Raw genomic sequence first — 22,232 nt, 5'->3', positions numbered from 1 at the left:
ACGTAACGCCATCCACATAGCACTTGCTCAGCAAGAAGGTAGTTCGAAATGTCCAACAGCATGGGTATTGCCAGCGCGTTCATCCTTTCGGCATTGGTGCTGTCGCCCCTGGCGCAAGCCGAAGAATCCCCCGCTTTTGCGGCGCGTAACCAGGCTCTGGCCGAGCAGGCCCAAGCGCAATTCGCGCAACAGGGCGACGACAGCGACAGCAGCGAGCGAACCGCCGCGAAAACGGCTAGCAGCGATCGGGCCGACAGCTGATCGCGCAGCAAAACGTTCGTGGCTTGTTACACCCTTCGCAATAGTTACTTGTAAAAAGCGCGGCAGGCCGGCGCTCCGGTTCGGCCGCGCTGCATCGCTCGACGTGCGCCTGCCTCCCACCTCAGTGCGTTCAAACATGGCACACCGATAGCATCCAATAGCCTGACCGCCTGGCGCAGACCGGCTACAGGCGCAGGCAGCCGGCCCCTGCAAAGCCCGCCCAGCCGAGAAAAGCCATGGATACGGGCTTGAGGCAGGTGGGGCCGCTGCCTAGAATGGCGCCCCCCGTTCATGACGTTCTTGCTCAGGGAGCTCGACGTGCCCACGCCTGCGCCGCTGCTTGCGCTGTTCAAATCCCGCCCCGTCCAGGCCCTGACCCTGGGCAGTTGCCTGGCCGTGTTCGCCATCGTCTCGATCGTCGGCTACCTGCTGCTGCGCGAACGCGACAGCGTCGAGCGGTCGGCGGTGCGGGCGTCGAACAACATCGTGCAATTGATCGAAAACGATGTGCTGCGCAACGTCGAGCTGTACGACCAATCCCTGCGCGGGGTCATGTGGGGCGTGCGGCATCCGCAGCTGTCGGGCCTGGCGCCCGAACTGCGCCAGCAGATCCTGTTCCGTCAGGCCGTCGCCACGCCCGGGCAAGGCGAGCTGCTGTGGCTGGACGCGCAGGGCAAGGTGCAGGGCCAGTCGTCCGGCAAGGTCCCGCTGCAGGCCGACTTCGCCAACACCGCGGCATTCCAGGCACACCGTGCGCATCCGGGCCTGGGCCTGATGCTCACCCCGCCGTCGCGGCGCCAACTCGACGAGCTGGGTTGGTGCCTCGCCTTCAGCCGGCGCATTTCCTCTTCGAATGGCGCCTTTCTCGGCGTCACGGTAGGCGCCCTGCCGCTGGCCTATTTCGACGCCTTGTTCCAACGCCTGGACATTGGCAAGGAAAGCAGTGTCAACCTGCTCAGCACCGACGGTCAGCTGCTGGCGCGCCAACCGGTGCGCGACTCCGATCCGCACGTGGGCGGCAACTACCTGAAACGGGCGAATTTCCAACGCATCCTGACCGAACAGACCGGCAGCTTCACCGCTGCCTCGGTAGCCCGTGGCGGCGCCCAGCGCATCTACACCTTCGCCAAAGTGGCGAACCTGCCGCTGATCGTGTTGGTGGTGCATTCGGCCGACGAAGTCCTTCATTCCTGGCGGCGTACCGCCTGGCTGGTGGGGGCTGCGACCGGCGTGCTGTGTGTGGGTATTCTCTGGCTGAGCGTCTTGCTGGGCCGGGAACTGAGCCGCCGTCAACGCGCCGAACAGAACCTCGCCGAACTGGCGGCCACCGACAGCCTCACCGGCTTGCCCAACCGCCGTCGTCTCGACGAAGTCCTCAAGCTCGAATGGTCGCGCGCCCAGCGCAGCGGCAAGCCGCTGGCCGTGTTGATGGTGGATATCGACCACTTCAAAGCGTTCAACCAGCGCCACGGCCATGCCGGCGGCGATCATGCCCTGCGCGAGGTAGCGCTGGCGCTGCGCCGATGCATCCGGCGCCCGGCCGACCTCGCGGCGCGTTACGGTGGGGAGGAGTTCCAGCTGGTGCTACCGGAAACGGACGCTTCAGGCGCCTGGTCGATCGCCGAACGGATCAGGGCGGCGGTCGAAGCGCTGCCGGCATTCGGTGACGGGAGTGTGGGAATCACCGTCAGCATCGGTGTTGCCGTGCGCACACAAAAAACCCAGCACGATCTTTCGACCATACTGGGTTTGGCTGACGATGCGCTCTACCGGGCCAAGGCCAATGGCCGCAACCGGGTGGAGGAAGCGCAGTCTTAAGACTGGGCGCGGACTTGGTCGCGCAGTGCCTTCACTTCGTCATGGTTTTTCTGTACGCCTTGCAGCTGCTTCTCGACCAGCACCAGGCTGTTGGCGGCGGCTGGGACGTTGAGTTTGGTCAGCTTCTCGCGGGCTTCGCGGTAGGCTTTCAGCGCGTAATCCTGGCCACGCTCGGTTTCGTTCATCACAGCTTCGTCATCGTGGCTGGTGAACGTGGTCTTGAGGTCGATCCAAGCACGGTGCAGGTCGCCGGTGAAGCTGGTGGAGTCTTCTGGCTTGCCACCCAGATGGCTGACTTCGGCTTGCAGTTCGGTCACGGCCTGAGCGCAACCTGCGGCACGGGCGGTGAGGAATTCTTTCAGGCGGACGCTTTTCACGTCTTCGGCCGACTTTCTGAAGCCTTTCTCGCCGTCCTTGCTGTATTCGATCAGGTCGTTGAGGACATCGATCACATCTTTGTTGGTATCGCTCATGACTCAAACTCCTTGATGGTTAGTGAATAGATAGGAGCAGCCTTCGTGCCAGGTTTGGCTAAAAATTAATTACTTATTAATCAATAACTTAAAAGATAAAGGCAGAATGCCATGCGTCGCGTTCTGCATGATTGGCCTTGGCCGGTCGTGCAGTTTGCAGTAGGGTCGCGACTCATTCGTATCCGGTGGCCCGCATGAATCCCGACACCCTGAAGCTGCTGGTGACCCGCAGCATGCCCTTCGGCAAGTACCAAGGCCGTCTGCTCGCCGACCTGCCGGGCGACTATCTGGCCTGGTTCGCCCGCAAAGGCTTTCCGCCTGGCGAGCTGGGCGGCCTGCTGGCGCTGATGCACGAGATCGACCACAACGGCCTGATCGACCTGCTCAAGCCGTTGCGCACGGCCCAACCCCGCCGCTGAAACGCGACAGGGGCGCCTTAGCGCCCCTGTCGGTCAACCTTGCCAACGCCCGCCAAAAGCGGGCACCGCGTTCAACGCGGCGGTGCCGCCACCGCCAATTCCACCGGCTCGCCCCGCTTGATCAGGGCGTACACCACCGCCGTGACCAAGCTGCCCGCCACGATCGCCAGCAAATACAGCGCCGCGTGGTTGATCGCATTGGGAATGAGCATCACGAACAGTCCGCCGTGGGGCGCCATCAGCTTGCAGCCGAAGTACATCGACAGCGCGCCGGTCAGCGCACCGCCGGCGATGCTGGCCGGGATCACCCGTAGCGGGTCCTTGGCGGCGAAGGGAATCGCACCCTCGGAGATGAAGCACAACCCCAATACGAAAGCTGCCTTGCCGGCCTCACGCTCGCTCTGAGCGAACTTGCGCCGGGCGATGAAGGTGGCGATGCCAAGACCGATCGGCGGCACCATGCCGGCAGCCATGGTCGCCGCCATGGGCGCATAGCTCGACGAGGCCAGCAGGCCGACCGAGAAGGCGTAGGACGCCTTGTTGATGGGCCCACCGAGGTCGACGCACATCATCCCGCCCAGCAACACGCCCAGGAGGATGGCATTGGTGGTGCCCATGCTGTCGAGGAACTGGGTCAGGCCCGCGAGCATCGCCGCCACCGGCTGGCCGACCACATAGATCATCACCAGGCCCGTGAACAGGCTGGCCAGCAGCGGAATGATCAGGATCGGCTTGAGCGCTTCCAGGCTGCTGGGCAAGCGTACCCAGCGGGCAATGGCCTTGGCGCTGTAGCCGGCGAGAAAGCCTGCGGCGATGCCGCCGATGAAACCCGCGCCCAGGGTGCTGGCCAACAGGCCACCGATCATGCCGGGCGCCAGGCCCGGGCGGTCGGCGATGGACCAGGCGATGTAGCCCGCCAGCAGCGGCACCATCAGCTTGAACGCCGCCTCGCCGCCGATCTGCATCAGCGCGGCCGGCAAGCTGCCCGGCACTTCATGGGCGTTGATGCCGAACACGAACGACAGTGCGATCAACAGGCCACCGGCTACCACCATCGGCAGCATGAACGACACCCCGGTCAGCAGGTGCTTGTAGACACCAGCCTTTTCCGCTTTGGCCGGGGCTGCGCCAGCATCGCCCGCGCTCTCGACCTTGCCCTCGGCCAATGCCTTGTCCAACGTCACGGCCGCCTGCTTGAGGGCGATGCCCGTGCCGCAGCGGTAGATGCGCTTGCCGGCGAAACGCGCAGTGGGCACTTCGATGTCGGCGGCCAGCAGCACCACGTCGGCCTCGGCGATGGCCTCGGCCGACAAGGGATTGCGCGCGCCCACCGAGCCCTGGGTTTCCACGGTCAGTTGCCAGCCCTTCTGCGCCGCCGCCTGTTGCAAGGCTTCGGCGGCCATGAAGGTGTGCGCCACGCCCGTCGGGCAGGCGGTGACGGCGACCAGCCGCGGCTGGGTGGTAGCCGAGGCGCTAGCGCTTGCAGCAGGCTCTGCGATGTCGGAGGCCGTCAGCACCTGGGCACTGGCGGCGGCCTCGTCGAGGAACCGCTCGCGGTCGGCCAGGGCTTGCGCGGGCGTGCTCTGGAACACGCGCTTGCCGACGAAACGCGACAGTTCCAAGGGGCCGGTGGCGATCACCAGCACCCAGTCGGCGGCGGCGATCTGCTCGGCGCTCAGGCGTTGTTCGGGGTGTTCGGCGTCGGCCACCTCGACGCTGGTGCTCCAGCCGCGGCGCTGCGCCTCGGCGGTGAGCAGGCGTGCGCTGAGCACGCTGGACACCTGCCCGTTCGGGCAGGCGGTGACGATGGCAAGGTTCATTGGCCACTCTCCTGTTGTTCTTGTATCTGCACGGCCGCTTCCAGGCGGGCCAGTTGCGCGTGGTCGTCGATGCCGAAGCCGACCTGGGTCACGGCCTGGGCGGCGATGGCCGTGGCCCGGCGCAGGCTCTGCTCGGGGGCTTCGCCCTGCAACAGCCCATGCAGCATGCCGGCTACCAGCGAATCGCCGGCGCCTACGGTACTGGCCACTTTCACCGGCGGCGGCAGCGCATGCAGGGTGCGCGCAGCGCTGAACCAGCTCAGGCCGTGCTCGCCATTGGACAGCACCACGTGCTCCACGCCTGCGTCCAGCAGCCGCTCAGCGGCGGCCTGTTGCGCTGCGCGGTCGGGCAACGCCTGGCCGAGCACGTCGCCCAGCTCCTCGACGTTGGGCTTGACCAGCCAGGGCGAGCAGCCCAGGCCCACACGCAGGGCTTCGCCGCTGGTGTCGAGCACGACCTTGAGCCCTTGACCGACCAGCTGGCGCAGCAATCGCTCGAACCAGGCCAGGTCGATGCCGCGCGGCAGGCTGCCGGCGACCACTACGGCGTCGAAGCCGGGGGCGATCTTTTGCAGATGTTGCAGCAAGGCCGCCTGCGCGGCGGCGTCCACCTGCGGGCCTTGTCCGTTGATGTCGGTCACCTGGCCGTCGCCCTCGACCAGCTTGAGGTTGCTGCGGGTTTCGCCATCGACGCGCACGAAACAATCGCTGAAGCCGCGGCGCTCGATCAGCGCTTCGAACGGCTGCAGGTTGTCGCGCCCGAGGAAGCCGCCGACGGTGAGGTCGTGGCCCAGGTCGGCCAGCACCTGCGCCACGTTCAGGCCCTTGCCGGCGGCATGGCTGTGTTGGCTGTGGGCGCGGTTGACCGCCCCCGGGCGCAGGCGCTCGAGGCTGACGGTGAGGTCCAGCGCCGGGTTGAGGGTCAGGGTGAGGATCTTGGCCATCAGCTACGCTCCACCAGCGCGCGCACGGAGGCGGCGCTGTCTTGTTGCAAGGCGGCCTGCGCCAACGCGCGCGCCGCCTGGAAATCGGTCTCGCGCACCAACGCCTTGACCTCGGCGATGCTGCGTGCGGCCACGCTCAGTTCGTCCACCTCAAGGCCCAGCAGGATCGCCACGGCCTGGGCGTCGGCAGCCAGCTCGCCGCAGACGCCGACCCATTTGCCATGGGCATGGGCGGCGCGCACGGTCATGTCGATCAGTTGCAGCACCGCCGGGTGCAGACCGTCGGCCTGGGCCGACAGGCTCGGGTGGCCGCGGTCGATGGCCAGGGCGTACTGGGTCAGGTCGTTGGTGCCGACGCTGAAGAAGTCCACCTCGCGGGCCAGTTGTGGCGCCAACAGCGCCGCCGAGGGCACCTCGACCATGATGCCGACCTGCAGGTCGGCCACCGGAATCTCCACGCGCAGGCGCTCGACCATGGCCTTGGCTTCACGCCACTCGTGCATCTGTCCGACCATGGGGAACATGATCCGCAACGGGCGGTTGTCGGCGGCGCGCAACAAGGCGCGCAACTGGTCTTCCATGATCTGCGGGCGTTGCAGGGTCAAGCGCACGCCGCGCACACCGAGGAAAGGGTTTTCTTCCGCTTCGATCGGCCAGTAGGGCAACGGCTTGTCGCCGCCCACGTCCAGCGTGCGCACCACCAGCGGGCGCCCGCCCAGGCCGTCGAGCACACGGCGGTATTCGGCTTCCTGGGTGGCCACGTCCGGCGCCTGGGAATGGCCCATGAACACCAGTTCGGTGCGCAGCAGGCCGATGCCTTCGGCGCCCTGCTCCAGCACCTTGTCGATGCCGGCGCTCTCGCCGATGTTGGCGAACACTTCCATGGCGTGGCCGTCACGGGTCACGGCCGGCCGATGGCGCTCGGCCCAGGCCGCCTGCAAACGCTGCTCGCGCTGGTCGCGTTCGGCCAGGGCGCGCTGCACTTCGGTTTCGGGCGGCGCCACGCTGACGCGGCCACGCTGGCCGTCGAGCAGCAGCGGCGTGCCCGATTCGAGCAACAGGATCGACGCGCCCGCGCCGACCACTGCCGGGATGCCCAGGGCACGGGCGACGATGGCGCTGTGCGCGGTCGCGCCGCCGTAGGCGGTGACGATGCCGGCCACGCGCGCCGGGTCCAGACGGGCGACGTCGGACGGGCCGACTTCGGCCATCACCAGCACATAGGGCTGCTGCGGTTCACGCGCATCCTGCACGCCGCACAGTTGGCCCAGCACACGCCGACCGACATCGCGCAGATCGGCGGCGCGCTCGGCGAGCAAGGCATCGTGCAGCGCCTCCTGCTGGCGCGCGGCGGCATCGATCACCGCCATCCACGCCGCTTCGGCGCTTTCGCCCTGTGCCAGGCGCAGCTCGACCTCTTCGCCCAAAGCCGGGTCGGCGAGCATTTCCTGGTGGGTGATGAAGATGTCGCCGATGGTCGATTCGCTGCGCGCGATCAGTGCCTGCAACTCGGCATCGACCACCGCCTGGGCTTCCACCAGGCGTTGGCGCTCATGCGCGGGCGAGATGCCGCGCAGCGGGTAGTCGAGGGCACGCTCGACGCAGACGTGGGCAGGCCCGGTGGCGATGCCCGGCGATGCGGCCACGCCTTGGATCTGGCTGCCGGCCTGGGGCGCCTGCACGGGCGCTGCGGCCGGGGCAGCTACGGCTGGCGGCTGTGTGGCGAGGGTCTGGTCGAGCGGCTCGACGGTTTCGCCCAGGCCTTGGGTGATGGCATCGAGCAGGGCCGGCAAGGCATCGCCGGCGATCTGCGGCTCGGCCAGCAGCTCCAACGTCTGCCCACGACGGGCACCGAGGCTGAGCAGCCGGCTCAGGCTCTTGGCCGATACGGCGGCTTCGCCGGTATCCACCACGCGCAGGCGGATGTCGCCGTCGAAGCTTTTCGCCAATTGCGCCAGCACCTTGGCCGGACGCGCGTGCAGGCCGTGGGCGTTGGCCAGGACGATGCGCACGCTGGGCCAGTCGGGCAGCACTTCGCCGCCCAGCACTTGCAGCACGGTGCGGCTGTCGGTGGCCTGATAGAGGCTCTGGCCACGGCCTTCGATCAGCACTTCGCACAGTCGTTCGAGCAGGGCCTGGTGCGCGGCGCCCAGGCTGGCCAGGCAGAACAGGCCGTTGAGCGGCTGGTCGCGGTAGCGCAAGGGTTGCTGCGGAGTGATGAAGGCCAGGCCCGGTTGCAGCACCTGACGGTCGCTGTTCAACCACCACAGGCCTTCGCCCAGCGGCAGCGGTTCGGCCTGTTGCAAAGCTGCGGCGAAGCCGGGCTCGACGCAACCGGCCTTTTGCAGCAGGCGCGCGCCGCGCCAGCTCAGCTCGTCGAAATCGTCGGCCGCCAGGCCCAGGTTGACCAGTTGCGCGTCCAGGGCGAGTTCTTTGGGCGCGCCTTGCAGCAGCTTGAGCAGGGCTTCGGCGGAACTGGCGCGGCGCAGGGCTTCGGCCAGGTCGGTTTCGCCCAGGGCGCGGGTCAGCAGTTGCAGCAGGCGCAAGTGCTCGTCCGAACGCGCGGCGATGCCGATGGCCAGGTACACGCGCTGGCCGTCGCCCCAGTCGACGCCTTCGGGGAACTGCAACAGGCGCACGCCGGTGCTGAACACCAGGTCGCGGGTCTGTGGGGTGCCGTGGGGAATGGCGATGCCTTGGCCGAGGAAGGTCGAGCCTTGTGCTTCGCGGGCTTGCAGCCCTTCGAGGTAGCCTTCGGCGACCAGGCCGTCGGCGACCAGCCGGTCCGCCAGAAGGCGCAATGCCTGGGCCTTGTCGGCCGCTACCTGGCCCATCGCTATCTGCTCTTTGGCGAGCTCGAGCATGACCTACTCCTTTTCCGGCTCGCTTCGGAGCCCGAGGTATTGTTGTGGATGCTGACGTTGGGCTGCGACCGATACAGGCGCAGCGCCTGCTCACCAGAATGGTTCACAGACCGCTCGTTTGCATCGCGACGTGGTTCCAGCGTGGAAGGAAAGAGGGCAGTATTCCATGGCTGAAACGTTTAATCTGATTCGGCGGCCACGTTACTCGATAATCTTGCGACTAAACAGCCCCAGCTTGTCGGACAATTGCGACATAGGTCGTCTGCGCAGCCTTGGATGTGTGGGTAAAACTACTGCAAGAGGCCACGCGGTCCTTTCCAGGTCATAACAAGGAACATTCGGTGAAACTCAGCGATATCGCCCGTCTGGCCGGTGTGTCAGTGACGACCGCCAGCTACGTCATCAATGGCAAGGCCGAGCAGCAGCGCATCAGCAGCGCCACCGTGGAGCGCGTGCGCGCCGTGGTCGAGGCCCATGGCTTCATGCCCAACCCCCAGGCCGCCGGCCTGCGCAGCCGGCATACCCGCACCCTGGGCTTCATCCTGCCGGACCTGGAAAACCCCAGCTACGCGCGCATCGCCAAGCAACTGGAAGCCGGCGCCCGTGCTCGCGGCTACCAATTGCTGATCGCCAGCAGCGACGACCAGCCCGACAGCGAACGGCAGCTGCAACAGCTGTTCCGCGCACGGCGCTGCGACGCGTTGTTCGTCGCCAGTTGCCTGCCGGCCGACGACCACAGCTACCGCGAAGTCCAAGCCAAGGGCCTGCCGGTGATCGGCATCGACCGCAGCCTGGACCCGGCGCAGTTCTGCTCGGTGGTCAGCGACGACCACCACGCCAGCTTGCTGCTGACCCAAAGCCTGCTGCGCGACGCCCCGCAGCGCATCGCCCTGATCGGCGCACGCCCGGAGCTGTCGGTCAGCCAGGCGCGTCTGGCCGGCTTCGACGCCGCCGTGGGCCAGCATTCGGGCGAGGTGCGCCGCTATCAGGGCGAGACGTTCAGCCGTGCTTGCGGCCAGCGCCTGATGGCCCAGCTGATCGAGGAACTGGGCGGCCTGCCCGATGCCCTGGTGACCACCTCTTACGTGCTGCTGCAAGGGGTGTTCGACGCCCTGCACGGCCAGACGCCGGGCGTCCGTGCCCTGCAGCTGGGCACTTTCGGCGACAATCAGCTGCTCGACTTCCTGCCGCTGCCGGTCAACGCCATGGCCCAGCAGCACGGCCTGATCGCCGCCACCGCCCTGGACCTGGCCGTGGCCGCCATCGAAAGCAAGCAGTACCAACCCGGCGTGCACGCGGTGGCGCGTACTTTCAAGCAACGCCTGCACCTGGCCTGAGCATGCGCCTGATCGATACCCACACCCATCTGGATTTCCCCGACTTCGACGCCGACCGCGCGCCCTTGCTTGGCCAGGCACGGGCCGCCGGAGTTGAGCGCTCGGTGGTGCTGGGGGTGGAGCAGGCCAACTGGCAGCGGGTATGGGACACGGTCTGCGCCTACCCCGGCCTGCATGCGGCATTCGGTCTACACCCGGTGTACCTGGAGGCGCACCGCGCCGAGCATCTGCAACAGCTGCACGACTGGCTCGACCGCTTGCGTGGCGACCCGCGCCTGTGCGCGGTCGGCGAATTCGGTCTGGACTTCTACCTGCCCGAGCTGGATCGCCAACGGCAGCAGGGCTGGTTCGAAGCGCAACTGCAACTGGCCAAGGATTGCCAACTGCCGGCGCTGCTACACGTGCGCCGCAGCCACGCCGAGGTCATCGCCACTCTGAAACGCTATAAGCTGCCGCGTGGCGGCATCATTCATGCGTTTGCAGGCAGCTATGAGCAGGCCCGCGAGTACATCAAGCTCGGTTTTCTACTGGGCCTGGGCGGTGCGGCGACCTGGCCGCAGGCGTTGCGCCTGCGCAAGGTGCTGCCGCGCCTGCCGTTGGAAAGCCTGGTGCTGGAGACCGACGCGCCGGACATGGCGCCCGCCATGTTCCCCGGCCAGCGCAACAGCCCTGCGCACCTGCCCAGCATCGCCCAAACGCTGGCGCAGATCATCGGCGTGGCACCGCAGCGGCTGGCCGAGGCCACCACCGCCAATGCCTGCACGTTGTTCGGCTGGACCGCCTGAGCCGCCGCGAACCTGGCGCTAGCGCAGGATCGTCCACAAGGCGAAGACGACGTACCACAGTGTGGCGCTGCGCAGCAGCAACGCCCACAGCCCGTTCAGGCGCGCCTGGCCCTGCTCGGGCGCATCCTGCGCGGGCGCGTCGGTCGCCGCCAAAGCCCAGTCGGCCACCAGCGCAGAGGCACGTCGGTGCACGTCGAGCAATTCCGGCAGCATCGTCCGGCCCACGGCGACGAAGTGGCCGACCAGGGCGAAGCTCACCCCCAACACCCGCACCGGCAACCAGTCCATGAGGTGGCGCAGCCGCTCGGCGCGCGCCTGCAGCGCGGCATGCCGGCTATGCGCAGTGCTCAACGCCAGCAGACGGTAGGCCAAGGCCGCCGCAGGGCCCAATAGGCAATACCAGAAGATCACGGCGAAGAAGCCTTGATAGACCTGCCACGCCAGATAGTGCTGTACCTGCCCGAGCAAGTCGTCGGCCCCCTCGGCATGCAGGCCCAGATCGCGTTCGGCGACATGCAGCGCGGCCTGTTCGTCGCCGCGGCGCCAGGCATCGCGCAATGGACCGAGCGCCGCCTTGGCATCGCCCCGTCCCAAGCTGTAGAGCAGCACCAGCAGGTGCACCGGCAGTACCAGCAAGCCGTAGGCCACCGGCTCCAGCACATGCAACACCACCACCAGCAAGGCCACCGGCGCCAGCACCAGAAACGCCAGGCTCGACCAGGGGTGGAGCTTGCCGCTGCGCTCCAGGCGCACCAGCTCGCCGCGAAAGAACGTGTCGCGTTGCACGCGGTGGCGCAGGGCCGAAAACTTCTCGATCCATACCACCAGCACCAACACCAGAAAACTCATGCGTCGTCCTCGTCAATGGCCAAGGCCGCGCGGTAGCGCGGCCAGTCGAAGGCCGGGCCTGGATCGGTCTTGCGCTGCGGAGCGATGTCGCTGTGTCCGCAGATGCGCGCGCCGTCGATCGAAGGCCAGGCCTCGCGTATCTGTCGGGTCAGGTGTTCGAGCACCTGGTACTGCGCATCGGTGTAGGGCAGCGTGTCGGTCCCTTCCAATTCGATCCCGATGGAAAAATCGTTACAGCCTTCGCGGCCTTCGAAACTCGACACCCCGGCATGCCAGGCGCGTTCGAGCAAAGACACGAACTGCGTCACGGCCCCATCGCGTTCGACGAACAGATGCGCCGACACGGTCAGGTGCTGGATACCCTGGAAATACGGGTGTTCGTCCGGGTCGAGACGGTTCTGGAAGAACGCCTGCACCTTGCCCGTGCCGAAGCACGCCGGCGGCAGGCTGATGTTGTGGATGACCAATAAGGACGGCGCTTGGCCGGGCGGGCGCGCATTGCAGTTGGGCGACGGGCAGTGCGTCACGTCGCGGAACCAGCCAGTGGCAGGGTCCAGGTGCATGGAAACCGATCCTGTGAAGCGTCTTGGGGGCGCTCAGTATGCGCTGCGTTACCCGGCCTGTGAATGAACGATGACCGGGTTTTGGAGCAGTCAGCGCACCTGGCCCGAGCCCAGTTGGTCGAGCGCCTTGCGCAGGGCGCGGTCGAAAGCGCGGCCGCCGTTGAGCAGGCGTACCTCGCCATGGTGCACGGCCCGCGCCAGGGCCACCCGGTGCCATTCGCGCAGCTTCACCCCCTCATGGTTGGCGAACACGTAACGGTCGCTACCTTCCACACGTGCCAGCAGCCGGCAACGCAATACGCTGTCAGCTTCGCGCACCTCGACCCACGTGCCGATGCGCAGGCGCTCGAGCATCTTGAAGGCGCAAGGCGGCACGTCATCGGCCTCCTTGAGTGCCGGCAACGGTTCGGCACCTGGCAGGCGAATCGGCTCGGTGACCTTTATCCAGCTCGGGTCCGGTGCGGTGGTCTTGCCGCCTGCCTGCGTGCAGGCCTGCACATGCAGGCGCTGCAGTTCGCAGAAGAATTCACGACTGGTCGACGAATCGAGGGCGATGCTGCCCAGGCCCTCGCGCAGCGCCTTGAGCAGCGCCGGCAGACCTGCCAATAGACGGACGCGCGCCTCGGCACGGGTATGCGGGGCGATGCTTGCGAGCAATTGTTCGACGGTCAGCAGCGCCCCCTTCCAGGCTGCGGACTGTATGCCGTGCTTGAGCCAGGCCATCAACAGCACCTGGCTCCAGGCATCCCGCACCAAGCGCAACACGCTCAGTGGCAAGCGTTTGCCACGCAGGCGCCGGTCGAGCGCGGCTTCGACATCGTGCCGCGCCCGCTGCATGCGCAAGTGGCCCTCTTCCGCGTCACGGGCGCGCTGTTCGAGCAGGTCGTTACGACGACGCTCTTCCAGGCTGGCGGTGAGGAAGGTATCCAATTGGCTCTTGAAAGCCGAACTGTCTTCGACGACGTCGTCGAGCACGCGTTGCACCACGTTTTCCAGGCGCAAGTAGAGGCTGTCGGCCTCGCCCCGGCAACCGATGGCGGTGCTGGCCAACTCGTTGAACAGGCGCCGTGCCGGATGGCTGGCGCGGGTCAGCAGGCTTTTGTCGAGCACCGCCACTTTGAGCAGCGGCAGGTGCAGCCGTGCGAGCAAAGCGCGCATGCGCGGATGCAGACTCGATTCCTGCTCGAACGCGGCGAATACGCGCCCCAGCAGATTGATGGTGTCCTCTTCGGCCTGGCCTAAGCAGCGCCGTGTGCCGCTACGCGCGCTGATCTTGAGCAGCAGGTGCTGCAATTCTTCGCCGAGGTCGAAGGCACCGGCGCCGGCCGCAACGCCGGTATGGCGCTGCAAATGCGACAGCATGCGGGCCAGGTCCTGTGCGGTGACCGCGATGGCGCCGGTCGCACGCAGCCGTGGGGTGAGCTGCCCGCGCAGCGGTGCCAACGAACTTTGCATGGAGGCGAAGAACGCCTGGCCTGCCGCCTGCAAAGCGATCGCCTGCCCCTGCCCGGCCGCCAGCATGGGAGCACCGGCCCGCGACGGGCGCCGCGCACCGGGCGCGGCAGCCATAGGCGTCAGCATTGGCAGCACGCCTGCGCTCGCCAGCAGCTGATTGGCTTCGCTGTAAAGCGCGCCCAGCCGACCCAGCACGTGCTGGTCGAACAGGTCGAACAACACGGCGGTAGTCGCTTCGTCCGCACGCAACTCGCCACAGGCCTGGGCAAAGTACCGACACAGGCAAGCCGGGCTCACAGGGTTGCCGCGTGTCGACCTCAGCGGCGTTTCCAGCAGCGCTTCGAAGCGGGCGTTCAGTTGCTCGAGCACAGCGCCTTCGCGGGTATGTGCCCGTGCGATCATGGCCAGGGTCTGCGCATTGTCGGTACGCGTCAGACGGGGTTGCGGCGCACGCACCAGGTCACTGTCGAAAAGGGCTTTGCCCGTACTTTGCGCCAGCCCTGCGAAGGCCTGGTGGAACGCATCGAGCAGCTCGAATTCGACATGCTTGCGCTTGAGACGAACGTTGCGCACGGCCTGCTGGGAACGCCGTTGCTCGGACGTGTCGCGCGTTCTGTCGACCTGCTCGAGCAAGACTTCCTCGGCCGCATCGAACAAGGTCTGCACATCCTTGCTCAAGTGCACGGCAGCGCGATCACGCACCCGTAGCAGCAACACGGGCAGGCCGGGCGCGAGCAACGCCGTGCGGCGGTCGAGGGCCGAGGCCAGTGGGATCACATTGCCTTCGTGCCGCATGTCGAGCTCCTTGCTGTTCATGAGAAAGGGTCAATCCTTGACGAGGTGCGTGAAGCCGGAGAAGTCGCATTCATGGCGGAACGATCGCTGCGGGGTTCGATACTGATGACCGGCAGATGTTCCCCGGTCTCCAGCAAACCGATCAAAGGTCGCCAAAGGGCCGAAAGATGTGCGCAGCGTCACAACGGCGGCGGCGCGAGTATAGGAGCACGAGAAGGTGCGGGCCACCTTGGTCTGACGGGTGTACAGGCGGCTGCCCTGCCCTATAATCGCCGGCACTTTGCCTGTGGAGCCGACCATGCCGAACCTACGCCTCGCCGACCTGACCGCCGAAATCGAAGCCAACGTGCGCCGGGCGCTGCTCGAAGACATCGGCAACGGTGACATCACCGCCCAGTTGATCCCCGCCGAACGCCTGGCCAAAGCCACCATCATCACCCGTGAGGCCTGCGTGGTCGCCGGCACGGCCTGGGTCGATGCGGTGTTTCGCCAGCTCGACCCGCGCGTGGCGGTGCACTGGCAGGTGGTCGACGGCCAGCATGCCGCCGCCGATCAGGCGCTGTTCCACCTCGAAGGCCCGGCCCGCTCGCTGCTCAGCGGCGAGCGGGCGGCGTTGAATTTCCTGCAACTGTTGTCGGGCGTGGCCACCCGTGCCCAGGCGCTGGCAGGCTTGGTCGAAGGCACGGGCGTGCGCCTGCTCGACACGCGCAAGACCCTGCCGGGGTTGCGTCTGGCGCAGAAGTACGCGGTGACCTGCGGCGGCTGCCACAACCACCGCATCGGCCTGTACGACGCTTTTCTGATCAAGGAAAACCACATCGCCGCCTGTGGGGGCGTGGCCGAGGCCGTGCAGGCCGCGCAGCGCATCGCGCCGGGCAAGCCGGTGGAGATCGAAGTGGAAAGTCTGGAAGAGCTGCGCCAGGCGCTGGAGGCCGGGGCGGATATCGTCATGCTCGACGAGCTGAGCCTGGACGAGATGCGCGAAGCGGTGCGCCTGAACGCCGGCAAGGCCAAGCTTGAAGCCAGCGGCGGCGTGAACGAGCAGACCTTGCGGGTGATCGCCGAGACCGGCGTGGACTATATCTCGATCGGCGCCCTTACCAAGGATGTCAAAGCCGTCGACCTGTCGATGCGCTTGAGCCTGTAGCCGCAGGCGGCCGGCGCTCCGGCCACCTGCTGCCACACAGCGATCAGAACGAGGCTTCGGCCAAGCCGTCCAGGTAGCGCTCGACGTCCAACGCCGCCATGCAGCCGGCACCGGCCGAGGTGATCGCCTGGCGGTAGACGTGGTCGGCCACGTCGCCTGCTGCGAACACGCCTTCGACGTTGGTGGCGGTGGCATTGCCTTCGCGGCCGCCGTTGACCACCAGGTAGCCGTCCTTGAGGGTCAGCTGGCCTTCGAACAGCGAAGTGTTGGGGGTGTGGCCGATGGCGATGAACACGCCGTCGACGGTGATCTCGTCGAAACTGCCATCGTTGTTCTTCAACCGCGCACCGGTCACGCCCATGGCGTCGCCCAGCACTTCGTCGAGGTTGGCGTTGAGCTTGAGCTCGATCTTGCCTTCGGCCACACGGGCGTTGAGCTTGTCGATCAGGATCTTCTCGGCGCGGAAGGTGTCGCGGCGGTGGATCAGGGTCACCTTGCTGGCGATGTTGGCCAGGTACAGCGCCTCTTCCACGGCGGTGTTGCCGCCACCGACCACGGCCACCGGCTTGTTGCGGTAGAAGAAGCCGTCGCAGGTGGCGCAGGCCGAAACGCCCTTGCCCATGAACGCCTCTTCCGATGGCAGGCCCAGGTAGCGGGCGCTGGCGCCGGTGGCGACGATCAGCGCGTCGCAGGTGTAGGTGCCGTTGTCACCGGTCAGGGTGTGCGGTTTGCTGGCCAGGTCCACGGCGTTGATGTGGTCGAAGACGATTTCGGTCTCGAAACGCTCGGCGTGTTCCTGCATGCGCTGCATCAGGGCCGGGCCGGTCAGGCCATGGGGGTCGCCCGGCCAGTTGTCGACTTCGGTGGTGGTGGTCAACTGGCCACCGGCCTGCATGCCGGTGATCAGCAGCGGCTTGAGGTTGGCACGGGCCGCGTATACCGCCGCGCTGTAGCCCGCAGGGCCGGAACCGAGAATGATGACCCGCGAATGACGAACTTCGGACATGTCGAACTCCTGTAGGTCTGCCAGGGCCGGCGTTGGGCGCCGGGTGGGCAGGCTGGAATTGAAGGGCCTGTGCGATGTCGGGCCGCACGGGCCGCAGAAAGCTGTGGGCAGACTGTAGCGAGGTGGCAGAGAGTAAGGAAATATCCTTAGACAATCCACTCCATAGGCAAGCGCTATGCACCGCCACGGGCGCCAAAAGCACGTCGGACAACTGTCGATACCTTCAGGCGCTGCCGCGTGCCTTCCCCATACCTGGCAAACTCGGTAAGGTCTGCGCGGTTTCCCCGACCTTTCTGGAGCTGTCCATGCCCGCCCCTGTTCTGTCCGGCCCGCAGTACCTGCGCGAAGGTTTGAAGCTGGTGTTGAGCCCCGGCCTGCGGCTGTTCGTGCTGCTGCCGTTGACCATCAACCTGCTGCTGTTCGGCGGCCTGGTGTATTTCGCCTACCACCAGTTCGACCTGTGGGTCGATGCCCTGATGCCCAGCCTGCCGCAATGGCTGAGCTTTCTGTCATACATCCTCTGGCCGCTGTTCGTGGCCTTGGTGGTGCTGATGGTGTTCTTCAGCTTCACCCTGGTGGCCAACATCGTGGCCGCGCCGTTCAACGGTTTCCTGGCGGAGAAGGTCGAGGTGGTGGCCCGTGGCGAAGACCATTTCCCGCCCTTCAGCTGGGGCGAGTTGGCGGCCATGGTGCCGCGCACCTTTTCCCGCGAAATGCGCAAGCTGGGCTATTTCCTTCCGCGGGCGCTGGGGTTGTTCGTCCTGTCGTTGATCCCGGTGGTCAACGTCGTCGCCGCGCCGCTGTGGCTGGTGTTCGGCGTGTGGATGATGGCCATCCAGTACATCGACTACCCGGCCGACAACAACAAGATGAGCTGGCAGGACATGCTCGCCTGGCTGCGCAGCAAGCGCTGGCAGTCGATGAGTTTTGGTGGGGTGACGTACCTGGCGCTGCTGATTCCGGGCGTGAACATCCTGATGATGCCGGCGGCCGTCGCTGGCGCCACGTTGTTCTGGGTGCGGGAAAAGGGCGATGGCCGGGTGGCGAAACAGCCCGATGATCGAGCTTGAACCTATTTCAAACCGCCCATAGGAGCTTGCCATGAATCGCTTCAGCCCCGCCAAACTCAAACTGTCGAAATGGACCGCTACGCAGCCGGTGAACCGTGAAAAGCATTTTCTGGTGACCGATCTGGAGCATGACGAAGCCGGCGTCCTGTTGCGCGTCGAACTGCAGGCCGTGCACAGCGGGCGCAGCGAGTGGCTGGACTGGCGGGTGCTGCGCGATGCCGAGGTGTGGGCGATGGGCTGGCGATAGTCGGAGGGTTGGCTGAAGCGGCCTTGCAGACGCCCAGCCAAGCACTGGGGCGCCTATCCGTAGGCTCGCCAGGTATGGGCCGTGATGCCCGAGAGGCCTTTGCGACCCGCGTGTTCCGACGCCCGCATCGATCCGTCAGGCGGTTGCGGGACAGATAACGCCAAGGTTTTTCAGGAACGGCCCCGACCGCCTCCAGGCGCCCAAGGCTCGATGCAGTGGCGTGGCATCAGCCATTGAGCTGGTTGGAGAACTGCCCAACCGCATCCACCACCTTTTTCGCCCCATCCTGAATCTCGTCGATCACCCGCCCGGTTTCGTCGGCCAGGCTCAGGCCCTGTTCGGCCTGGCGCTTGCTGGTGTCGATGATGTCCACGGCCGCTTGCGCGAGCTGTTCGTTCTGCTGCACCACGCGGGCGATTTCTTCGGTGGCGCTGCTGGTGCGCGAGGCGAGTTGGCGCACCTCGTCGGCCACCACGGCGAAGCCACGCCCCTGCTCACCGGCGCGGGCTGCCTCGATGGCGGCGTTGAGGGCCAGCAGGTTGGTCTGGCTGGCGATGTCGCTGATGGTCTTGATGATCGCGCCGATCACCTTCGACTGTTTGTCCAACGCCTGAATGCTCTCGGCGGCGCGCTGCATCGACGCCTCCAGCCCGCGCATCACCTCGACGCTCTGGCTCATCACACCGGTGGCCTTGTTGGCACTGGCGTCGGTGTCGAGCGAGGTCGAGTAGGCGATGTCGGCGGCCTGCGCCACGGCCTGCTCGCGGTTGACCTGATCGGTGATCACGGTGGCGAACTTGACCACTTTGTAGAGCACGTCGTGGGCATCGAAGATCGGGTTGTACGAGGCTTCCAGCCATACCGTATTGCCGTGGGCATCGACACGCTTGAAGCGGTCGGCGATGTACTCGCCGCGGCGCAGCTTGTCCCAGAAGGCCTGGTAATCGGGCGAGTTGACTTCCTGCGGTTCGCAGAACATGCGGTGGTGGCGGCCGCGCACCTGCTCGAGGCGATAGCCCAGCGATTGCAGGAAGCGGTCGTTGGCGGTCAGCACTTCGCCGTCGAGGGTGAACTCGATCACCGCCGTGGAGCGCATCAGCGCCTTGATCAGGCTTTCGTGCTCGCGCGAAGTCTTGATGGTGCGGGTGAGGTCGCTGGAGTGCAGGCTGAAATACTTGAGGCGGCCATCGCTGCCACGCACCGGTTGCAGGATCGAGCGCAACCAGGCCTCATCGCCGTCGCCGCGCAGCAAGCGGAAGGCGCCGTGCAGGTGCTCGCCGCGTGTCAGGGCCTTGTGCATGCGCTGGTAGAAGTCCAGCGAGCGCACATGGGCGGGGACGAAATCTTCGAGGGCGCGGCCCAATAACTGCTCGGGTTTGTAGCGCATTTCCCGGGCGAAGTTTTCGTTGACGTGTTGGATACGACCTTCCGGGTCGAGCTGGATGACCAGCATTTCACTGTCGAGGCTGTCCTTAACCTGCTCGACCGAAAGCAGGTCTTCACGCAGTTGCTGCATTTCCTGCTTCAATTTCTTGTTGAACATCACACTCACCCGAGCACCTGTCATTCGATGCCTCTCCATCGGCTGGCGCTGCGCGGTTCTTGAGGGGGGCTCGATGAAATATTCTTCAGCCCGTCACGCCCTGCCGTTCAAGTATCTGCCACTTGTCTGTCACGCAATGGCAACGGGCTGGGCGGACACTTTTTTGCATGAATACACCGCCCATGCACATCGCCTTGGTCAGCGAAACCTTCGCACCCGAAATCAACGGCGTAGCCAGAACCCTGGCCCATCTGAACGAGGGGCTGCGCCAGCGCGGGCACCGTGTGGAAATCGTTCGGCCGCGCCAAGCCGGCGATGCGTCCAGCCAGGATGGGGCCGATCTGCTGCTGGTGGCAGGCTTGCCCTTACCCGGCTATCCGGGTCTGCAATGGGGCCAGGTGTCGATGCATACGCTCTGGCGACGTTGGCGCCAGCAACGGCCCGATGTCCTGTACATCGCCACCCAAGGCCCGCTCGGCTTGAGCGCGCTGCGTGCGGCGCGGCGTCTGGGCATTGCGGTGGTCAGTGGCTTTCATATGGATTTCGCGCCATGCGCCAGGCAATACGGCTTGGGTTTGCTGACCCGTGCGCTGACCTGCTACCTACGCGGTTTCCACCGCCGCACCGCGCTCACCCTGGTGCCCAGCGTCAGTCAGCGCCTGGATCTGCAACGCCGAGGTTTCGAGCGGGCGGAGCTGCTGGTGCATGGCGTCGACGCCCACTTGTTCAGCCCAACGCGGCGCAGCCCGTCGCTGCGCGAACGTTGGGGGCTGGGGCCCGAAGACGTTGCCGTTCTGCACGTGGGCCGACTGGCGGCGGAAAACAACCTGGACCTGCTCGAACCCTGTTTGGCGGCTTTGCAGCGTACCGACCCGCAGCGGCGTCTACGCTTGATTCTGGTCGGCCAGGGTCCGCAACGCGACGTGCTCGCACAGCGCTGGCCCGACGCCGTATTTTGCGGTGCGCAGCGGGGCGAGGCACTGGCCGAGCATTACGCCAGTAGCGACCTTTTGCTGTTTCCCAGCCTGATCGACACCTTCGCCAGCGTGGTGCTCGAAGCCATGGCCTCAGGCCTGGCGGTGGTGGCGTTCGATCAGGCCGCCGCAGCCCAGCACGTTCAACATGGACACAACGGCGCAGTGGCCATGCCTGGCGACAGCGCCGGTTTCATCGAGGCGGCGTGCTGGTTGTCCGAAGACCACGAGAGGGTGCGGCGCGTGCGCCTCAACGCCCGGCATCATGCCCTGCGGCAGGGCTGGCCGGGGGTCGTTGAACGGTTCGAGCAATACCTGGCGCGGGCGTGTCTGGCGCATGACGCACAAGGGGCGCTGGACCAGGCCTATCCATGATGGACGAGCACTGACGCCGCAACGCTCAGGCCAGCGCTTTCTCGATCGCCTGCACCACCGTCGGATCGTCCGGCGCAGTGCGTGGCGAAAAGCGCGCCAGCACGCGACCGTCCTTACCCACCAGGAATTTCTCGAAATTCCAGCTGATGTCGCCAGGAAACTCGGCGCCCTCCCCGGCCAGCAAGCGATACAGCGCATGCCGCTGCGGGCCATTGACCTCGAGTTTGGCCGACAGCGGGAAGCTCACGCCGTATTGCGTGTCGCAGAAGGTCTGGATGTCCTGTTCGCTGCCCGGTTCCTGGCCGGCGAACTGGTTGCACGGCAGGCCGAGCACGCTGAAGCCCTGGGCCCGATAACGCTGCTGCAATTGCTCCAGAGCGGCATATTGCGGCGTCAGGCCGCATTTGGAGGCCACGTTGACCACCAGCACCACCTGGCCCTTGAGCGGCGCGAGCGACAGTTCGCCGCCTTGCAGCGCCTGCAGCTTAACCTGATGAAATGCACTCATGAATCTCTCCCTAGATGGCTTCACGCATTGCGCTGCGGGCAAACCGGGCCCAGCAAAAAGGCGCCGGGCCAAGCCGGTCGACTTCCCGTGGGAATGTCCGGCTTGGCCGAGCGCCTGGCGACGTTCTGAGCTTAGCGCAGAACGATCAGTGGTGATGACCACCTTCGCCGTGCACATGGCCGTGGGCGACTTCTTCTTCGGAAGCATCGCGCACGTCGACGACCTTGACCTGGAAGTTCAGACGTTGGCCGGCCAGTGGATGGTTGCCGTCGACGGTCACGTCGTCGCCGTCGACGTCGCGGATGGTGACGATCTGCATCTGGCCGTCCGGCGCCGAAGCGTGGAACTGCATGCCCACTTCCAGCTCGTCGACGCCTTCGAACAGGCTACGGTTGAGGGTGCTGACCAGTTCGGCCGAGTATTCGCCGTAGGCTTCTTCGGGCTCGACGGTGACGTTCAGTTCGTCGCCGGCCTGCTTGCCTTCGAGCTGCTTTTCCAGGCCCGGGATGATGTTCGAAGCACCGTGCAGGTACACCAACGGCGCACCGCCGGCGGAGCTGTCGATGACCTCACCAGCTTCGTTGGTCAGGGTATATTCGATAGAGACAGCCTTGTTGGCGGCGATCAGCATGGGGCGAGACCTTTGCAAAAGAATGTAGAACCTGGAAGTGTAACCAACGCATCGCCCGATTGCGAACCGGCCATGGCTCCGGCACGACCCAACGGTAGCCATGGACGACCGAGCGGTCGGATTACCGGTTGGCACCTCGATCAGGAGGGGCACTGGGTCGTGCAGCTGTCCTGTGGCCATACCCAGCACCTGCGCCATCAACCGCCTTGGCAATCGCGCCCTTGGGTGCTAGACCCGCAAGCGCGGCAACGGCGCATCGGTCAGCCCTTCGCCTGCGGTTGGTGCGCCCAGGGGGTCGATAGCGCTACCCTTGCCGATTGATTCTGTGCCCGCCTATAGCCGAGACGC

General features: G+C 66.1%; 21 protein-coding genes and 2 pseudogenes. 10 read left to right on the top strand and 13 right to left on the bottom strand.

Going from position 1 to position 22,232, the window contains the following annotated elements; all coding sequences use genetic code 11:
- Positions 1–48 precede the first annotated feature (48 nt).
- Together B4M43_RS07680 and B4M43_RS07675 are read left to right on the top strand one after the other, a co-directional pair.
- A complete protein-coding gene (locus B4M43_RS07680) occupies positions 49–261 on the top strand; it encodes a hypothetical protein (protein ID WP_296265740.1) in 213 nt (70 codons plus the stop codon).
- Positions 262–579: 318 nt separating this feature from the next.
- On the top strand, positions 580–2,079 hold the full coding sequence (locus B4M43_RS07675) for a GGDEF domain-containing protein (protein ID WP_296265754.1): 1,500 nt from the start codon (positions 580–582) through the stop codon (positions 2,077–2,079).
- On the opposite strand, the gene B4M43_RS07670 is transcribed toward B4M43_RS07675, so the two are convergent.
- Positions 2,076–2,552 (bottom strand): PA2169 family four-helix-bundle protein, encoded by a 477-nt coding sequence (locus B4M43_RS07670; protein WP_296265739.1) that lies wholly within the window; start codon positions 2,550–2,552, stop codon positions 2,076–2,078. The two genes, B4M43_RS07675 and B4M43_RS07670, sit on opposite strands and share 4 nt — an antisense overlap.
- Positions 2,553–2,746: 194 nt before the next feature.
- Here B4M43_RS07670 and B4M43_RS07665 point away from each other — a divergent pair, with 194 nt between their 5' ends.
- A complete protein-coding gene (locus tag B4M43_RS07665) occupies positions 2,747–2,971 on the top strand; it encodes a DUF3820 family protein (RefSeq protein ID WP_296265738.1) in 225 nt (74 codons plus the stop codon).
- A 71-nt stretch (positions 2,972–3,042) separates the two neighbouring features.
- On the opposite strand, the gene B4M43_RS07660 is transcribed toward B4M43_RS07665, so the two are convergent.
- From B4M43_RS07660 to ptsP, 3 genes are read right to left on the bottom strand one after another with little or no spacing between them, the layout of a single operon-like run.
- Positions 3,043–4,791: a PTS fructose-like transporter subunit IIB gene (locus B4M43_RS07660; protein ID WP_296265736.1), complete on the bottom strand. Its 1,749-nt coding sequence runs from the start codon at positions 4,789–4,791 to the stop codon at positions 3,043–3,045.
- Positions 4,788–5,735, bottom strand: coding sequence for a 1-phosphofructokinase (gene pfkB / locus B4M43_RS07655; protein ID WP_296265735.1), 948 nt, complete (start codon positions 5,733–5,735; stop codon positions 4,788–4,790). The genes B4M43_RS07660 and pfkB overlap by 4 nt, the downstream gene beginning before the upstream one ends.
- Positions 5,735–8,599, bottom strand: coding sequence for a phosphoenolpyruvate--protein phosphotransferase (gene ptsP / locus B4M43_RS07650; RefSeq protein WP_296265734.1), 2,865 nt, complete (start codon positions 8,597–8,599; stop codon positions 5,735–5,737). Before ptsP ends, pfkB begins: the two co-directional genes overlap by 1 nt.
- A 341-nt stretch (positions 8,600–8,940) precedes the next feature.
- Here ptsP and cra point away from each other — a divergent pair, with 341 nt between their 5' ends.
- Together cra and B4M43_RS07640 are read left to right on the top strand one after the other, a co-directional pair.
- Complete coding sequence (gene cra, locus B4M43_RS07645) at positions 8,941–9,936, top strand: catabolite repressor/activator (RefSeq protein ID WP_296265733.1); 996 nt, start codon at positions 8,941–8,943, stop codon at positions 9,934–9,936.
- A 2-nt stretch (positions 9,937–9,938) separates the two neighbouring features.
- Positions 9,939–10,721 carry a TatD family hydrolase gene (locus B4M43_RS07640; RefSeq protein WP_296265732.1) on the top strand — a complete coding sequence of 261 codons (783 nt, stop codon included), beginning with the start codon at positions 9,939–9,941 and terminating at the stop codon, positions 10,719–10,721.
- A gap of 18 nt (positions 10,722–10,739) precedes the next feature.
- Here B4M43_RS07640 and ampE read toward each other — a convergent pair whose 3' ends face one another.
- The 4 genes from ampE to B4M43_RS07620 all read right to left on the bottom strand — a co-directional run bounded on the left by ampE (position 10,740) and on the right by B4M43_RS07620 (position 14,683).
- Positions 10,740–11,570: a regulatory signaling modulator protein AmpE gene (gene ampE, locus B4M43_RS07635; RefSeq protein ID WP_296265730.1), complete on the bottom strand. Its 831-nt coding sequence runs from the start codon at positions 11,568–11,570 to the stop codon at positions 10,740–10,742.
- Positions 11,567–12,133, bottom strand: a complete 567-nt coding sequence (ampD, locus tag B4M43_RS07630) for a 1,6-anhydro-N-acetylmuramyl-L-alanine amidase AmpD (protein WP_296265729.1) — start codon at positions 12,131–12,133, stop codon at positions 11,567–11,569. The genes ampE and ampD overlap by 4 nt, the downstream gene beginning before the upstream one ends.
- Before the next feature lie 90 nt (positions 12,134–12,223).
- The gene (locus B4M43_RS07625) at positions 12,224–14,404 is read right to left on the bottom strand and encodes a DUF1631 family protein (RefSeq protein ID WP_296265727.1); all 2,181 of its coding nucleotides are present in this window, start codon (positions 14,402–14,404) and stop codon (positions 12,224–12,226) included.
- A gap of 9 nt (positions 14,405–14,413) precedes the next feature.
- Positions 14,414–14,683 (bottom strand): hypothetical protein, encoded by a 270-nt coding sequence (locus tag B4M43_RS07620; protein WP_296265726.1) that lies wholly within the window; start codon positions 14,681–14,683, stop codon positions 14,414–14,416.
- Here B4M43_RS07620 and nadC point away from each other — a divergent pair.
- Positions 14,682–15,530, top strand: coding sequence for a carboxylating nicotinate-nucleotide diphosphorylase (nadC, locus tag B4M43_RS07615; RefSeq protein WP_296265724.1), 849 nt, complete (start codon positions 14,682–14,684; stop codon positions 15,528–15,530). The two genes, B4M43_RS07620 and nadC, sit on opposite strands and share 2 nt — an antisense overlap.
- A 43-nt stretch (positions 15,531–15,573) precedes the next feature.
- Here nadC and trxB read toward each other — a convergent pair whose 3' ends face one another.
- A complete protein-coding gene (gene trxB / locus B4M43_RS07610; protein WP_296265723.1) occupies positions 15,574–16,536 on the bottom strand; it encodes a thioredoxin-disulfide reductase in 963 nt (320 codons plus the stop codon).
- Between the two features lie 305 nt (positions 16,537–16,841).
- Here trxB and cysZ point away from each other — a divergent pair, with 305 nt between their 5' ends.
- Together cysZ and B4M43_RS07600 are read left to right on the top strand one after the other, a co-directional pair.
- The gene (cysZ, locus tag B4M43_RS07605) at positions 16,842–17,606 is read left to right on the top strand and encodes a sulfate transporter CysZ (RefSeq protein WP_296265721.1); all 765 of its coding nucleotides are present in this window, start codon (positions 16,842–16,844) and stop codon (positions 17,604–17,606) included.
- A gap of 31 nt (positions 17,607–17,637) precedes the next feature.
- The gene (locus B4M43_RS07600; RefSeq protein ID WP_296265720.1) at positions 17,638–17,853 is read left to right on the top strand and encodes a TIGR02450 family Trp-rich protein; all 216 of its coding nucleotides are present in this window, start codon (positions 17,638–17,640) and stop codon (positions 17,851–17,853) included.
- 226 nt (positions 17,854–18,079) lie between these two features.
- Here B4M43_RS07600 and B4M43_RS21110 read toward each other — a convergent pair whose 3' ends face one another.
- Together B4M43_RS21110 and B4M43_RS21105 are read right to left on the bottom strand one after the other, a co-directional pair.
- Positions 18,080–18,490, bottom strand: a complete 411-nt coding sequence (locus B4M43_RS21110) for a methyl-accepting chemotaxis protein (RefSeq protein ID WP_414707822.1) — start codon at positions 18,488–18,490, stop codon at positions 18,080–18,082.
- A 129-nt stretch (positions 18,491–18,619) separates the two neighbouring features.
- Positions 18,620–19,306 (bottom strand): annotated as a pseudogene (locus tag B4M43_RS21105) (PAS domain-containing protein); the annotation flags it as partial.
- Between the two features lie 257 nt (positions 19,307–19,563).
- On the opposite strand from B4M43_RS21105, the gene B4M43_RS07590 reads away from it, so the two are divergent.
- Positions 19,564–20,745 (top strand): glycosyltransferase family 4 protein, encoded by a 1,182-nt coding sequence (locus B4M43_RS07590; protein WP_296265715.1) that lies wholly within the window; start codon positions 19,564–19,566, stop codon positions 20,743–20,745.
- A 25-nt stretch (positions 20,746–20,770) separates the two neighbouring features.
- On the opposite strand, the gene B4M43_RS07585 is transcribed toward B4M43_RS07590, so the two are convergent.
- Positions 20,771–21,253 carry a glutathione peroxidase gene (locus tag B4M43_RS07585; RefSeq protein WP_296265713.1) on the bottom strand — a complete coding sequence of 161 codons (483 nt, stop codon included), beginning with the start codon at positions 21,251–21,253 and terminating at the stop codon, positions 20,771–20,773.
- A gap of 145 nt (positions 21,254–21,398) precedes the next feature.
- Positions 21,399–21,884: an FKBP-type peptidyl-prolyl cis-trans isomerase gene (locus tag B4M43_RS07580; protein ID WP_296265711.1), complete on the bottom strand. Its 486-nt coding sequence runs from the start codon at positions 21,882–21,884 to the stop codon at positions 21,399–21,401.
- Between B4M43_RS07580 and B4M43_RS07575 the strand changes: the two are divergent.
- Positions 21,883–22,205: pseudogene (locus B4M43_RS07575) on the top strand (DUF3565 domain-containing protein). The gene B4M43_RS07580 and the pseudogene B4M43_RS07575 overlap by 2 nt on opposite strands.
- The last annotated feature ends 27 nt before the right edge of the window (positions 22,206–22,232 follow it).

The organism is Pseudomonas sp. UBA6562, from assembly GCF_002434265.1.
Classification (GTDB): domain Bacteria; phylum Pseudomonadota; class Gammaproteobacteria; order Pseudomonadales; family Pseudomonadaceae; genus Aquipseudomonas.
Note: the sequence above shows the minus strand (reverse complement) of the source record. Positions and strands in the feature narration are given on the sequence as shown.

Bases quoted from the DNA above. Each gene is read 5' to 3' on its own strand.
- B4M43_RS07665 (WP_296265738.1), top strand. From the start codon at position 2,747: ATGAATCCCGACACCCTGAAGCTGCTGGTGACCCGCAGCATGCCCTTC.
- B4M43_RS21110 (WP_414707822.1), bottom strand. From the start codon at position 18,490: ATGCAGCGCGCCGCCGAGAGCATTCAGGCGTTGGACAAACAGTCGAAG.
- B4M43_RS07640 (WP_296265732.1), top strand. From the start codon at position 9,939: ATGCGCCTGATCGATACCCACACCCATCTGGATTTCCCCGACTTCGAC.
- B4M43_RS07660 (WP_296265736.1), bottom strand. From the start codon at position 4,791: ATGAACCTTGCCATCGTCACCGCCTGCCCGAACGGGCAGGTGTCCAGC.
- ptsP (WP_296265734.1), bottom strand. From the start codon at position 8,599: ATGCTCGAGCTCGCCAAAGAGCAGATAGCGATGGGCCAGGTAGCGGCC.
- B4M43_RS07620 (WP_296265726.1), bottom strand. From the start codon at position 14,683: ATGGTCGGCTCCACAGGCAAAGTGCCGGCGATTATAGGGCAGGGCAGC.
- B4M43_RS07625 (WP_296265727.1), bottom strand. From the start codon at position 14,404: ATGAACAGCAAGGAGCTCGACATGCGGCACGAAGGCAATGTGATCCCA.
- B4M43_RS07585 (WP_296265713.1), bottom strand. From the start codon at position 21,253: ATGAGTGCATTTCATCAGGTTAAGCTGCAGGCGCTGCAAGGCGGCGAA.
- cysZ (WP_296265721.1), top strand. From the start codon at position 16,842: ATGCCCGCCCCTGTTCTGTCCGGCCCGCAGTACCTGCGCGAAGGTTTG.
- pfkB (WP_296265735.1), bottom strand. From the start codon at position 5,735: ATGGCCAAGATCCTCACCCTGACCCTCAACCCGGCGCTGGACCTCACC.
- nadC (WP_296265724.1), top strand. From the start codon at position 14,682: ATGCCGAACCTACGCCTCGCCGACCTGACCGCCGAAATCGAAGCCAAC.
- B4M43_RS07590 (WP_296265715.1), top strand. From the start codon at position 19,564: ATGAATACACCGCCCATGCACATCGCCTTGGTCAGCGAAACCTTCGCA.
- trxB (WP_296265723.1), bottom strand. From the start codon at position 16,536: ATGTCCGAAGTTCGTCATTCGCGGGTCATCATTCTCGGTTCCGGCCCT.
- B4M43_RS07580 (WP_296265711.1), bottom strand. From the start codon at position 21,884: ATGCTGATCGCCGCCAACAAGGCTGTCTCTATCGAATATACCCTGACC.
- B4M43_RS07680 (WP_296265740.1), top strand. From the start codon at position 49: ATGTCCAACAGCATGGGTATTGCCAGCGCGTTCATCCTTTCGGCATTG.
- B4M43_RS07670 (WP_296265739.1), bottom strand. From the start codon at position 2,552: ATGAGCGATACCAACAAAGATGTGATCGATGTCCTCAACGACCTGATC.
- ampE (WP_296265730.1), bottom strand. From the start codon at position 11,570: ATGAGTTTTCTGGTGTTGGTGCTGGTGGTATGGATCGAGAAGTTTTCG.
- B4M43_RS07600 (WP_296265720.1), top strand. From the start codon at position 17,638: ATGAATCGCTTCAGCCCCGCCAAACTCAAACTGTCGAAATGGACCGCT.
- ampD (WP_296265729.1), bottom strand. From the start codon at position 12,133: ATGCACCTGGACCCTGCCACTGGCTGGTTCCGCGACGTGACGCACTGC.